Raw genomic sequence first — 13509 nt, forward strand, 5'->3', positions numbered from 1 at the left:
TGGCTCAGCGGCTCAGCGGGGCGGCCGCGAAGCGTTCGCGCAGTTGACGTTTCAGCAGCTTGCCGCTCGGGTTCTTCGGCAACCTGTCGACGAAGAAGACGTGCTTGGGAGTCTTGAACCCGGCCAGATGCCGGCGGCAGTGCGCGACCAGCTCGTCCTCGGTCAGGCTGGCGCCCTCGCGGGACACCACCGCGGCGACCACGGTCTCGACCCACGTCGGATGCGGAAGACCGAACACCGCGGCCTCCTGAACCCCGTTGTGCCGGTACAGGACCTCCTCGACCTCACGGCTGGCGACATTCTCGCCACCGGTCTTGATCATGTCCTTCTTGCGGTCGACCACGTGCAGCAGCCCGTGCTCGTCGTAGTAGCCGAGGTCGCCGGAGTGGAACCAGCCGCCGCGGAATGCCTCTGCCGTCTTGGCCGGGTCGTCGAGGTAGCCGAGCATCAGATGCGGGCTGCGGTGAGCGATCTCGCCCACCACCCCGGGCGCGGCCGGAGCGTCGTCCTCGTCGAGGATCGTCGTCTCCACGTTGACGACCGGCCGCCCCGCCGAACCGGCGTGGGTGTCCTGCTCGTCGGGGCCGAGCGCGGACGCCAGCGGCGCCAACTCGGTCTGGCCGTAGAAGTTCCACAACCTCAGGTTGGGCAGCCGGTCGCGGATCTCGGCGAGGATCTCGATCGGCATCGCCGAAGCTCCGTAGTAGCCCTTGCGCAGGCTCGACAGATCGACCTCGTCGAACACCGGACAACGCAGAAGGCTGATCCAGACCGTCGGAGGCGCGAAGTAGTTGGTCACCCCGTAGCGGGCGATCGTGCGCAGCACCGTTTCGGGATCGGGCCCGGGCAGGATGATGCTGGTCGCGCCGAGATAGATGTCGGTGGCCAGGAAGTTGTCCAGCTGCGCGCAGTGGTACAGCGGCAGCGAGTGGATTTCGACGTCGTCACCGGCCATCGAGCCGGCGACGATGGTGCTGACGTACTGCCATATCAGGCTGCGGCTGGTGTGCATCGCGCCCTTGGGCCGCGACTCCGTGCCGCTGGTGTACATCAACCGCAGTAGCTGGTCGTCGTCGATGCGCGGATTCGGCGCGGGGGTGGTGGTGGAAAGCCACTGCGCGAAGTCCTCCCAGCCCGGCGGAACGCTCTGTCCGGGCCGGACGATCGCCGCCCGCGTGCGCACCGCTCCGTCAATGCGCATCGCGTCCTCGGCGACGCCCGCCAGGTCGGCTTCGACGATGAAGCCGTCGGCCTTGCTGTGACCCAGGATGTAGGCGACCTCCTCGGCCGTCAGCATGAAGTTGACCGGCACCAGCACCACCGCGGCGCGGGCGGTGGCGAAGGCGAGTACCGCGTACTGCCAGCAGTTGCGCGCCAGCAGCGCCACTCGGTCACCGGGGTGAAAGCCGTTGTCCTGCAACGCGGCCGCGGCCCGGTCAACCAGGCGGTCGAATTCGGCGAACGTCAACACCACATCGCCGTCGATGATCGCGGTCTTGTCCGGTTGCCTGCGGGCCGACCGGCGTGGGATGTCGCCCAGAGTGTGGCTGCGCGCCTGGTCGACCACCGCATCGGAATCCATGGCGGGCAGAGTAAGCGTGTCTGGTGTGGGGCGAGGGACGGATGTCCCGCTCAGTAGGCAGGGCAGTGCCCAGCCGGCCGTGCCGCGCCGATACTCGTGACCGTGACTGCTGACGCTCGAGCCATACCGGCGCCGCATGCCGCGGACGTCGACCGCGACGAACTGAGGGCGAATCTCGGCCAAGCGGACCCCGGCGTCCTGGTCGCGGTGCTGGCCCAACTGACGGGTGACCCGTCGGTGATTGACCGGTTCGGGCCGAAGATCACGCACATTCCCGATCCGCCCGAACGCGCCGGCGTCACCGACGCCGACACCATGACATCGCTCGTCGACGCGGTCGTTTCGGCGCTGTCCGCGCCGCGGGCCGAAGGGGCGATGGCCGCCGACGACATCGAGCTGTTCACTCGTGTGCTGCCGTTGGCGCTGGGTTCCGATGTCGGCGACGAGTTCGTTCCGCTCCTGCTCGAGCAGGGCGGTTTTCACCTCTCCCAGCCCACGCTGCCGCGTACCGTGCCGATCCCGCCGACGACGAATGTCGCGATCATCGGCGCGGGCATCGCCGGTATCATCACCGCGCTGGCCGCCGCCGACGCCGGGGTGCGGTATCAGATTTTCGACCGCAACGACGAGGTGGGCGGCACCTGGTTGACGACGAAGTATCCCGGTATCGGTGTCGACACGCCGTCGGCGTACTACTCGCTGTCGCGGGAGGTCAACCCCGACTGGTCGAGCTACTACCCGCAGGGCGCGGAGTACCAGGACTACCTGGTGTCCCTGGCCGACAAGCACGGACTGCGCGAGCACACCCGGTTCGGTACCGAGGTCGAGGCGCTGTGGTGGGACGACGCGCGTAACCAGTGGCAGATCCACGCGGTCGACCGCGACGGCAACCGCGACGTCAGCTACGCCCGGGTGGTCGTCACCGCCGCCGGCTATCTCAACCGGCCGCGGTTTCCCGATGTTGAAGGCCGAGAATCGTTCGAGGGCATCAGTATTCACTCGGCGCTGTGGGATCCATCGGTGGACCTCACCGGTAAGCGGGTCGCCGTCATCGGCGCGGGATGCACCGCCGTGCAGATCGTCGACGCGTGTGTGGACGAGGTCGAACACCTGACCGTGTTCCAACGGCAGCCGCACTGGGTGGCTCCGCGAAAGCGGTTGTCCGACGATGTCCCCGAATTCCGGCGGTTCCTCGGACGGCACCTGCCGTACTACGCGAACTGGCACCGGTTGAAGTCCTATTGGGCGACGGCCGACAACAACTATCCCGTCATCCTGCGCGACCCCGAGTGGGCGAAGGACCATCTGTCGATTTCGCAGGCCAACGACGTCCTGCTGCAGATGTGCATGGAGTACATCAACGAGACGTTCGGCGAGGGATCGGAGCTGGCGAAGAAGGTCACCCCCGACTTCGCGCCGTACGGTAAGCGCATCATCCGCGACCCGGGCGGCTACTACGCGGCGCTGACGCGGGAGCACGTCGACGTGGAGGCGAGCGAACCGGCCGCCGTCAACGCCGCGGGCATCGTCACCGCCGACGGGCGGCAGATCGATCTCGACGTGATCGTCTACGCCACCGGCTATCACCTCGACTTCCTGTCCACGGTCGACATTCGCGGCCGCGACGGCAGGACACTGCGCGAGGAGTGGGGCGACAGCCCCCGCGCGTACCGCGGTGGCACGGTGCCGGGCTTCCCGAACCTGTTCATCACCTCGGCGCCCAACTACAGCCCCGGCCACGGTGCGGGCGCGAACTTTTCGATGGAGGTGCTCGCGCATTACGTCATGGAATGCCTGCAACTGCTCGCGCTGCGCGATGCCACCACCATCGAGGTGACGCGGGAGGCGTACGACGATTACGTCGCTCAGATCGACGACGCGATGTCACAGACGGTGTGGTGCCATACCCCCAACGCGCACACCTACTACCGTTCGCCCTCGGGCCGCGTGGTCGTGGCGACGCCGTATCGCCTGGTCGACATCTGGCACCAGCATCGCGCACCCATCGAAGAACACTTCGTCCTCCGATGACCGGTCTTCTCGCCGGTAAGACGGCGTTGGTCACCGGCAGCAGCCGCGGCATCGGACGCGCTGTGGCGCAGCGTCTTTCCGCCGAGGGCGCGACGGTGGTGGTCACGGCCCGGTCATTCGAGCCGTCGGCGTCGATACGCGGCGGTGCCGCGACGGCCCTGCCCGGGACGATCGCCGAGACCATCGAGCTGATCGAGGGCGCGGGCGGTACGGCGATCGGCATCGCGGCCGACCTCGAGGATCCCGCTCAGCGTGCCCGGCTGGTCGACGAAGCCGTCGAACGCACCGGCGGCCTCGACATCCTCGTCAACAATGCGGGTTTCGCCGACTATGCCCGGGTCGAGGAGATGGGCCTGGACACCTTCGACCGCACCGTCGAACACTATCTGCGCACCCCGTTCGTGTTGACCCAGGCCGCCGTGCCACAGATGCGGAAACGGGGTGCAGGCTGGATCGTCAACATCGGTTCGGTGACCGGCGTCGCCCCCGTCCGGCCGTACCGTGAGTACAACAAGACCTCGGGCGACGTCATCTATGCCTCCTGCAAGGCCGCCCTGCACCGCTTCACCCAAGGCGTGGCCGCCGAACTGGTCGACGCGAACATCGCGGTCAACTGCGTCGGCCCATCGACGGCGATCCGCACTCCCGGTGCGGCGCAACTCATTCCGGACACCTTCCCGACCGAGCCGGTCGAGTATCTGGCCGAGACGGTGCTGGCGATGTGCCACCGGCCCGCCGCCGAGCGCACCGGGCTGGTCGCCTTCAGCCTGCACTACCCGTGGTCGCAGGGGCTGACGGTGCACACGCTCGACGGCGCCGCCGCGTTGCCGCGGCTGGAGCCGCCCGCGACGGCCAACCCGAACATCCTGCCCGCCGGCCTGTAGCGGTTTCGGTGCTCTAACAGTCGGTGAGCGACTGTTAGAGCACCCAAATCACTGAGGGGGGAGGTCGCAGAAGCTGTGGCAGACCCGGTCCCGGACGATGACGCCGGGACACTCGGGGTCGAACCAGCGGTCCACGTAAGCCCAGTGAATCGGGTGCATGAGGTACGGGCCGGTCAAGCCTTCGAGGTCGCGGAACTCCTGCTCGAAGACGTGGGTCCACAATGAGGCGCCGACGGCCGAGTCGACGCGACTGAGTTGCCATGTGCCGATCGAGGCGACATAGCGGGGGAGTAGTCGCAGATCGTCCTCGAACCGCGCCACCGTCGCCTCGTCGGTGTCCGGTTGCACCCGCAGCAGCAGTGTCCGGTAGACGGTGGCGGATATGTCCCGGGCCACGCTCGAGTCGCCGGTGTAGGTGGCGCCGTTGACGCGGGTGATCTCGGGGCGGTCGAGCAGCGTATCGAAAGACGGTGCCACCGAGGACCACTCGTCGGAATCGCGGAACCGCAGGTGTAGGAGGATATCGCCGCCGTTGCGCACGCCCGGCAGCGTCGGCTGCACCAGCGCGTGGGCCGCGCCGCCGGCCACCGACGCTTGCCGCAGTTCGCTCAGCACGCGGTCACGTTCGGGCGCACCGGCCACATCGATCAGCCGGATCACGCTATACATCGCACACGCCGTCCACATCCGCGGCTGCGGCGGCGACGCTGCGGGTGCGCTCGACGACGAGTTCGGCGATGCCGTCCCACCACGCACCGAGCGCGGCATCGGGCCTGCCTTTCCACGTCATCTCCCACCACGCTTGAGGGCTCGGCAGCGACCACGTCACGGTGACCACGTTGGATTGTTCGTCGAACCAGATCGGTGGGCTGACGAGCACGTCGCGAAGCGTCATCCCCCGATCCCGTGCACCCGGCGCGTATTCGGCCAGATAGGTGTCGACGAATCGCCGTGCGCATCCGGGCCGGGTGATGACCCGGTCGATGACGAACACCTCACCGTCGGCCATGACCCGCACACTAGGGCGGTGGCGATCGCGGCGACGATGACGCTCCCGGCCATCGGGACGACACCGTTGACCACGGCCGCGCCGCGGAGCACCGTGGTCCGATGACCGTTGACACGCCGGACCCGTTCACGCCGTCCCGGCTCGGTCCGGTCACCCTGCGCAACCGGGTGATCAAGGCCGCGACGTCCGAGGGCCGCTCGCCCGACGGCATGGTCACCGACGACCTGATCGACTTTCACGTCGCATTCGCCAAGGGCGGCGTGGGAATGACGACGGTCGCATACTGCTGCGTCTCGAAGGAGGGTGCGAGCGCGCCGGGACAGATCGTGATGACCCCGGCGGCGTTGCCGGGACTGCGCAGGCTGACAGACGCCGTGCACGCAGCAGGCGCGGCGATCTCGGCGCAACTCGGGCATGCCGGCGTCGTCGCCCCGAAGAAGCTGACGGGTGTCACCGCCGTCGCGCCCAGCCGCTTCGTCAACCCCACCTCCTTCGCCTACTGTCGCGAGATCACCCGGGACGAGATCCGTGGCGTGATCGGGCAATTCGCCGCCGCGGCCCAGGTGGCCATCGACGCCGGCTTCGACGCCGTCGAGCTGCACTTCGGCCATCTCTACCTGCCGAGCTCGTTCCTCAGCGCGCGGATCAACCGGCGCAGGGACGCATACGGCGGTTCGATCGACAACCGGTCGCGGTTGGTCCGCGAAATAGCGACCCGGGTCCGGGAAGTCGTCAAGGACCAGATCGCCGTCATCGCCAAACTCGACATGGACGACGGGCTGCCCGGCAGCATCTGGATCGACGAGGCCCTGCGGACCGCGCAGCTGCTCGACGCCGACTCCACGCTGGACGCCATCGAGCTCACCCAGGGTTCCTCGGTCTACAAACCGATGTACCTGTTCCGGGGCGACGTCCCGGTCAAGGAGTTCGCCGAGGTGATGCCCTCCGCGTTGCGGCCCGGCGTCCGCCTGGCAGGCAAGCGGGTCATGGGCAGCTATCCGTACCGTGATCTCTACATGCTGGATGCGGCACGGCAGTTCGTGCCGGTGGTCGGCAACACCAAACTGATTCTGCTGGGCGGCATCACGAACTACGAGCACCTGCAGACAGGGCTGCGCGAGGGCTTCGACTTCATGGCGATGGGCCGGGCGCTGCTGCGTGAGCCCGATCTGGTCAACGCGATGATCGCCGACCACGACACGCGCAGCCGTTGCAACCACAACAACAAGTGCATGGTGACGGTGTTCGGCCGGACCCACTGCGTGCTCGACCCGCACCAGCGCTACGGGCCGGTGCCGAAGATCTAACCGCAGGGCCTCACAACAACTTCGCGAGCTCCCGCGTGGCTTGGCGTCGCGCCTCCTGAGCGATGTCGAGCATCGGCATCGTCATGAAACCGTGGATCCCGCCGTCGAAAGGGCACCGCGCGACCGGGACACCGGCGGCCTCCAGCGCATCGGCGTACGCGACGCCCTCGTCTCGAAGCGGATCGTGACCCGCGATCACCACCACGGCGGGCGGGAGGTCGTCGAGACGGGCCTGCAGTGGCGACGCGTACGGGTGGGAGCGATCGTCGGGGGAGGGGACGTACTGGTCCCAGTACCACTGCAACGCCGGGCGTGGATTGTAGAAACCCTTGCCGTACAACCGGTATGACTCGGTTTCGAAATCCGCGGCGATCATCGGGTAGATGAGCAGTTGGGCGGACAAGGTGGGTCCGCCGCGATCCCGCGCCATCAGGCTGGTGACCGCCGCGAGGTTGCCGCCTGCGCTGTCGCCGGCCACCGCGAGCCGGTCCGGGTCGCCACCGAACTCCGCGGCGTGTTCGCCGGCCCAGCACGTCGCGGCGTACACATCCTCTGCTGCGGCGGGCCACCGACTTTCGGGAGCCAGCCGGTAGTCGACCGAGATCACCACCGCGGACAGGAGATTCGCCAAGTTGCGGCACAACCCGTCGTGGCTGTCGAGGTCGCAGAACACGAACCCACCACCGTGGGCGTACACCACCACCGGGGCCGGGACATCCGATACCGGTCGGTAGATCCGAACCGGTACACCGCCGGCAATGGTGACGTCGTCGACCGATCCGACGGCTTCGGGCTGTGCAGGAGGCACGAAGCGCGATCGGATCGTCTCCCGAGCCTGCGCGCCGGTCATCGTGTGCACCGGCGGAAAGCCGGAGTCCAGCGCCTCGATCAGGTCGGCGATCTGCGGATCGAGTGTCACGCGTACTGCAGCGCCGGCTCGCGGGGCGTCGCGGGCCGCGGTGCCGCCAAGTTCCGCAGGGGCCGGGCCTGCTGCAGCGTCGGCGCCACCCGCTGCGGGCCGTCCTCGGCGTTGCGCCAGACCGCCATGGCCGTCATCCGAACCGGTGCGACAAGGCGCTGGTCGAACATCATGCGGTTCATCGGGCCGCACACCGATACGGCCGCCGCCGCCTCACCCTGGCCACCGATCGGCGCTGCGACACAACCGAATCCGGTGAGAGCCTCTTCTCGGTCGAACGCGATGCCGTGCGAGCGCACCTTGGCCAGTTCGGTGCGCAACTGGACGGGCGATCCGATGGAGTATTTGGTGCGCCGGCTCGTCAGGTCGATCGCATTGCAATCCAGGTTGCTCATGGACGCCAGCATCGCCTTGCCCACCGCCGAACAGTGAGCGGGATGACGCCCCCCGACGCGGGTGGGAATGGCTGCGCCCAGACCGTCACCGATCTTCTCCAGATACACGACGTCGGCGCCGTCGAGGACGGCCAGGTGCACGACGAGACCGGTGGCGCGGTGCAGATCGTGCAGCAGAGGCACCGCGGCGCGGTGCAGACGGTCCTGGTGCACCGCCAGCGAACCCAACTCGACCAGCCGCATGCCCAGCTCGTAGTCGCGTCCGTTGCGTCGCAGCCAGCGCAGCTGGACGAGGCGTTCGAGCATGCGGTGCGCGGACGAGCGGGGAAGCCCGGTGCGGCGAACGATCTGCGCCAATGTCAGTCGGCCTGGCCCGTCGAAGGCGTCAAGTACCAGCGATACGCGGTCGAGGACGGCGCTGGGTGTTTCGACAGTCGTTGTCATGTGGCCTCCGGAGAGCAACCTGCAACAGGCAGGACATATTTCTAATAGGAATATGCCTATTTGTAGCATGTCGATGTGCGTGGTGTCACACGAACGCGGCGATTCGCTCTCGGTCACGTCGATGACCTGCGGTGTCGGACCGCGCACCGCGTGTTGCGACCCGGCTAGGGCGAAGCGGCGTCGCTTCGGGGGTCGATCAGGATCTTGGCGTGCGCCTCGGCCGCGCCCAGCACCTCGAAGGCGCGGGCCACGCCGCCCAGCCCCACGGTCCCGGTGACGAGCGCCGAGGCGTCCACCTTCCCGTCGGCGAGCAGGTGCAGCGTGTCGCGGAACTCCAGCGGCGTGTAACCGAAGACGAACCGCAGGTCGATGTCCTTGCCGTTCGCGACCGCCGGGCGGAAGTGGTCGGTGCCCATGCACACGCCGACCACGACGACCCGCGACTGCACCGGCGCCGCGCGGATGATGCCGTCGATGATCCCGGGCACGCCGACGCATTCGAAAACCACCGGTCGCTTCGGGCTCGCCGCGCCCAACTTGTCGGCGACCCGGTACAGGTGTGACCAGCCGGGCGCGCGGCGCAGTTTCTCCATCGTGCCGACGGCGAGTTCGAACAGCTGCTGAGCTTCGGTGACGGCCCCGGACTGACGGGCGGCCGTGTACGGGGAATCGACGGCGGGGTCGACGACCACGTCGGCGCCACAGCGCGACGCCATCTCGCGACGGGTAGCCGAGAAGTCGCTCGCGACGATCGTGGCCACGCCGAGCGACTTCAGATGGCAGATCACGGCGAGCCCGACCGGCCCGCAACCGATGACGATCGCGACATCACGCCTGCCGATCTGGCTGCGGCGCACCGCGTGCAGGGCCACCGCCATCGGCTCGGTCAGCGCAGCGATATCGAGGTCCAGCCCGTTGGGGACGACGAAGCTCATCGAGGCTTCGGCGAGGACGTGCTCGGCGTACGCACCGGGCGCCAGCGGCGACAGCCCGGTCATGTGCACCCCGCCCGCCGCCCGCACCATGGGAAACGACACCACGGGAGCCCCGACCTTGAACTGTCGTGCGGCGCCCGGCCCGCGCTCGGCCACTTCGCCGACGAACTCGTGGCCCAAGACGACCGGCGTGTCCTGGCGCATGAAGTCCGGGTATCCGACTTCGTCCATGACGTCGGTCAATTCGTCGGCGTGGTCCTTCGCGTGCAGATCCGATCCGCAGATGCCGCAGCGGCGCACCTCGAGCAACAGCTGCCCGCGTGCCGGGGCGGGCGTCGGGAGGTCGACGATGGACAGGTTGCCTCGTTCACAGCTGACGGCCTTCATGCGTCCATCCTCTACCACGGGTCGGGAGGACCACTGAGACGAACGGAAGCTAGGCGCCCGCCGCGCTGCGTCCGGCCCGTCGGCCGTAGAAACTGCCGTCGCCCAACGAGATACCGCTCGCGTACCCCCACGCCGCGAGGCCCGCGGTGCAGCGGCCCGCGGCGAACAGGCCGGGGATCGGTTCGCCGCTGACGTGCAAGACCTCCGCGTCTAGTGAGGTCAGCAGCCCGCCCAGGGTGAAGCCGCCGGTGCTCTCGCGCAGGTCGATCGCGCCGACCGGCGTGCCGATCGGTCGCAGCCACTGCGGCTTCTTGTGAAGCAACGGATCCTCACCCACGGCGGCACCGGCGTTGTACGCGGAGACGGTCGCCTGAAGTGACCCCGTCGGTAGCCCCATCTCGGATTCGAGTTCGTCCACCGTCTCGCACACCCAGGTCGGCGGGCGCAGCATCAACTGCGGCGACAGCGAGGCCATCGCCTCCTCCTGCGCCTGGTCGTCGATGATCAGGAACGCGGTGTTGTCCTGGTGGTACAGGGTCAACTGCCCGACCCTGCCGGGGTAGGTGTCCTCGGCGACGTAGCGCTGACCGCGGCCGTTGACCAGGATGCCCCGCACCAGCTGCTGCGGATCGATGAAGATGGCCACCTCGGTGGCGTCCATGTGGGCCAGGTCGGCGCCCAGCGCCTGCGCCATCCGGATCGCTTGACCGTCGTGCTGCTCGATGGCGGCGGCGGGCCGGCCGGCGATGCGCGGGGCGTACTGGGCGACCATGGCCTCGTTGTAGGCGAAGCTGCCCATCGCGAGCACCACTGCGCGACGCGCCCGCACGGTGATCTCCTCGCCGTACCGGCGCGCGTACACCCCGGCCACCCGGCCATCGGACTCGACGATCAACCGCTGCACGCGCACGTCGTAGAGCGCCCGTGCTCCGGCCGCGGTGGCCGTCTCCACGAGCGGCTTCATCAGCATGAAGCCGGCGCTCGCCTCGCCCTGCTTCTTGTTCGACATCTGCGGGACGTGTCCACGTGGCGCGGGCGTGGCGATGGTGTTGAACGGGTACGAGTTCTCCCCGCCGCTGTACATGAGCCCCTGATCGCCCATGGGCTCCCAGCCCGGCTCGCCGAAGAACTCCGGCTTGAACCGCACGCCGCAGCCGACGAGCCAGTCGAAGTGCTCGAGGCTGCCGTCGCAGTAGTCGGTGATGCGCTTCTGGTCGGCGCCGGGTCCCATCGCGACGTTCAGGTACGCGGCCATGTTCGCAACGGAATCGTCGAATCCACAAGCCTTTTGGATGGGTGTACCGCCGCCCAGGTAGATGAACCCGCCGGCCATCGACGCCGCGCCGCCCCAGGACCCGGTGCGTTCGAGGACCAGGACGTCGGCGCCGGCACGCGCGGCCTCCACCGCCGCGGCCGCCCCGGCGATGCCGAAGCCGGCGATGACGACGTCGGCCTCCTCGTCCCACTGCGTGATGTCTGCCGCGGGCAGGGGAGTGAGATCGCCGCTCACGGGCGCATTGCGGCCGGCAGGTCGGACACCCACTCGTGGCCCCAGTAGCTGTCGGCGGTGATTTCCTCTGCGGTGTAATACGTTTCGTCGACCCGCATACCGTCGGTGCCGAACTCGATGTCCCAGTCGCCGGGTGCCCGCACGTAGAACGACACCATCTTGTCGTTGGTGTGCCTGCCCAACGTCGAGGACAGCTGGAAGCCGTCCTTGTTCACCCGGTCGAGGGCCTGCCCGACCGCGTCGAGGCTGTCGACCTCCACCATCAAGTGGATCAGGCCCGGGTCACGCAGCGTCATCGCGGGACAGATCGCCAGGCTGTGGTGGCGTGCGTTGATGCCGAGGAACCGCACGCGCAGCGGCCCGAACTCCGGGGGCGTCGGAACGCGGAACGCACCGCGCGACTTGAATCCCAGGACCTCCGTGTAGAACTGGAAAAGCCCCGGCACGTCGAGGGCCGGCAGCACCACGTGGCCCAGTCCCTGATCGCCGGTGACGAATCGGGCGCCGTAGGGCGTCACCACCGGGCTGTGGTCGAGCACCGCGCCGTGGAAGACCTCGGTGGACGTCCCCGCCGGATCGTCGAACGCGATCACCTCTTCGACGCGACGTGCGTCGGCCTCCTCGAGCGAAAGTTCCTTGACCGCCACGCCTGCGCCGTCGAGGGTCGCCTTCACCCGCGTCAACGCCGCATGGTCGCGGACCTCCCACCCGACGGTGACGATCTTGTCGACGTCACCGGGCACCACGATGATGCGCGCGGCGCGTTCGTCCATGCGTAGGTACAGGGCGCCGTCGTCGGGACCGGAGCCCTCGGCGAAGCCGAGCACCTTGAACGCGAAGTGGCGCCAGCGGTCGATGTCCGTGGCCTGAACCTTGACGTATCCCAGGCTTTTGAGATCGCTCATCAGATCATCGCCCGCAGCGGACCCTGCGGATCCACGCCCAGCGAGCTCAGCGCCGAGGCGTGAAACACCGTGCCGGGCACGTGGATCGCGTGCAGTTGGCCCACGTGCACATCGCGCCAGTACCGCTGCAACGGCTTGTCCATGCGTGCGGCGTTGCCGCCCGAGCGGGCGAAGATCTCGTCGACCGCGGACACGGCGCGCCACACCGCGCGTATCTGGGTGCGACGGCCCGCCGCCCGGTCCTCGAAGCTGACCTCCTTGCCCGCGGCGACCATGTCGTAGATGCGGTCGGCGTTGGCCAGCAGTTCCTGGCGGGCGGCGTTGATGTCGGCTGCCGCCTCACCGATCGCGTACATGACGTACGGGTCGTCCTTGATCGCAACGCCGCTGGAGTTCACGCGCTCGCGCTGGTAGTCCAGGTGCGCGGCCAGGGCGCCCTCGGCGATGCCGATGGTGGCGGCGGAGATACCGAGCGGGAACATCGTCGACCACGGCATCAGGTACAGCGGTTCGGTCATGCCGGCTTCGCGCTGGGCGGTGCCGTCCATCACCTTCATTGCGTCCATCGTGCGGTACTCCGGCACGAACGCGTCTTTGACGATGACGTCCTTGGATCCGGTGCCGCGCAATCCGACGACGTCCCACGAGTCGTCCACGATCTCGTAGTCCGACCGCGGCAAGATCATGTGCAGCATCTGCGGGGGCATCAACGGTTTACCGTCCGCGTCCCCGATCATCGCGCCGAGGATGATCCAGTCGCACGCGTCGGTACCGGAGCTGAACTGCCAGCGCCCGTTGAAGATGTAGCCACCGTCGACGGGCTTGGCCACACCTTGCGGTGCGTACGGCGACGCCATCCAGGTGTCGATGTTATCGGCCCAGACCTCGTCGCCGACCCGCGGATCGGCATAGGCGAGCTGATAGGGGTGCACGCCCACCACGCCGTTGACCCAGCCGGCGGCGGGGTCCAGGGCCGCGGTGGCCATCACGGTCTCGGCGAATTCGCGCGGATGAGCCTCGTAGCCGCCGTGCTTCTTGGGCTGCAGCAGGCGGATGGACCCGGCGGCCTTCATCGACTTGACCGTGGCGTCGGTCAGCCGCCCGATCTTCTCGGCCTCGGCGCCCTGATCCTTGAACTGCTCGGCCAGTTGCATCACCCGGTCGAGTACGCGCTCACTCATGCTGATGTCCTCACTATTGG

12 protein-coding genes are annotated in these 13509 nt (G+C 68.2%); 3 read left to right on the top strand and 9 right to left on the bottom strand.

The window, feature by feature from the left end; all coding sequences use genetic code 11:
* Positions 1–4 precede the first annotated feature (4 nt).
* Entirely contained in the window at positions 5–1582 is a 1578-nt protein-coding gene (locus AU197_RS19085; protein ID WP_064404371.1) for an acyl-CoA synthetase, read from the bottom strand.
* Between the two features lie 102 nt (positions 1583–1684).
* On the opposite strand from AU197_RS19085, the gene AU197_RS19090 reads away from it, so the two are divergent.
* On the top strand, positions 1685–3613 hold the full coding sequence (locus AU197_RS19090; protein ID WP_197415590.1) for a flavin-containing monooxygenase: 1929 nt from the start codon (positions 1685–1687) through the stop codon (positions 3611–3613).
* Positions 3610–4497 carry an SDR family NAD(P)-dependent oxidoreductase gene (locus AU197_RS19095; protein ID WP_064404372.1) on the top strand — a complete coding sequence of 296 codons (888 nt, stop codon included), beginning with the start codon at positions 3610–3612 and terminating at the stop codon, positions 4495–4497. Before AU197_RS19090 ends, AU197_RS19095 begins: the two co-directional genes overlap by 4 nt.
* Positions 4498–4545: 48 nt before the next feature.
* Here AU197_RS19095 and AU197_RS19100 read toward each other — a convergent pair whose 3' ends face one another.
* Complete coding sequence (locus AU197_RS19100; RefSeq protein ID WP_064404374.1) at positions 4546–5166, bottom strand: Dabb family protein; 621 nt, start codon at positions 5164–5166, stop codon at positions 4546–4548.
* A complete protein-coding gene (locus tag AU197_RS19105) occupies positions 5159–5506 on the bottom strand; it encodes a hypothetical protein (protein WP_064404376.1) in 348 nt (115 codons plus the stop codon). The genes AU197_RS19100 and AU197_RS19105 overlap by 8 nt, the downstream gene beginning before the upstream one ends.
* Before the next feature lie 101 nt (positions 5507–5607).
* On the opposite strand from AU197_RS19105, the gene AU197_RS19110 reads away from it, so the two are divergent.
* Positions 5608–6813, top strand: a complete 1206-nt coding sequence (locus AU197_RS19110; protein ID WP_064404378.1) for an NADH:flavin oxidoreductase — start codon at positions 5608–5610, stop codon at positions 6811–6813.
* 10 nt (positions 6814–6823) lie between these two features.
* Here AU197_RS19110 and lipP1 read toward each other — a convergent pair whose 3' ends face one another.
* From lipP1 to AU197_RS19140, 6 genes are all read right to left on the bottom strand, one after another.
* The gene (lipP1, locus tag AU197_RS19115) at positions 6824–7732 is read right to left on the bottom strand and encodes a LipP1 family hormone-sensitive lipase (RefSeq protein WP_064404379.1); all 909 of its coding nucleotides are present in this window, start codon (positions 7730–7732) and stop codon (positions 6824–6826) included.
* Positions 7729–8571 (bottom strand): IclR family transcriptional regulator, encoded by an 843-nt coding sequence (locus AU197_RS19120; RefSeq protein WP_064404381.1) that lies wholly within the window; start codon positions 8569–8571, stop codon positions 7729–7731. Before AU197_RS19120 ends, lipP1 begins: the two co-directional genes overlap by 4 nt.
* A 164-nt stretch (positions 8572–8735) precedes the next feature.
* On the bottom strand, positions 8736–9893 hold the full coding sequence (locus AU197_RS19125) for a zinc-binding dehydrogenase (RefSeq protein ID WP_064404382.1): 1158 nt from the start codon (positions 9891–9893) through the stop codon (positions 8736–8738).
* Positions 9894–9942: 49 nt separating this feature from the next.
* Complete coding sequence (locus AU197_RS19130) at positions 9943–11403, bottom strand: FAD-dependent oxidoreductase (protein ID WP_064404520.1); 1461 nt, start codon at positions 11401–11403, stop codon at positions 9943–9945.
* Positions 11400–12308 (bottom strand): biphenyl-2,3-diol 1,2-dioxygenase, encoded by a 909-nt coding sequence (bphC, locus tag AU197_RS19135; protein WP_064404384.1) that lies wholly within the window; start codon positions 12306–12308, stop codon positions 11400–11402. The genes AU197_RS19130 and bphC overlap by 4 nt, the downstream gene beginning before the upstream one ends.
* Positions 12308–13489, bottom strand: coding sequence for an acyl-CoA dehydrogenase family protein (locus AU197_RS19140; protein ID WP_064404386.1), 1182 nt, complete (start codon positions 13487–13489; stop codon positions 12308–12310). The genes bphC and AU197_RS19140 overlap by 1 nt, the downstream gene beginning before the upstream one ends.
* Between the last annotated feature and the right edge of the window lie 20 nt (positions 13490–13509).

Source organism: Mycobacterium sp. IS-1590, assembly GCF_001500025.1.
GTDB lineage: Bacteria > Actinomycetota > Actinomycetes > Mycobacteriales > Mycobacteriaceae > Mycobacterium.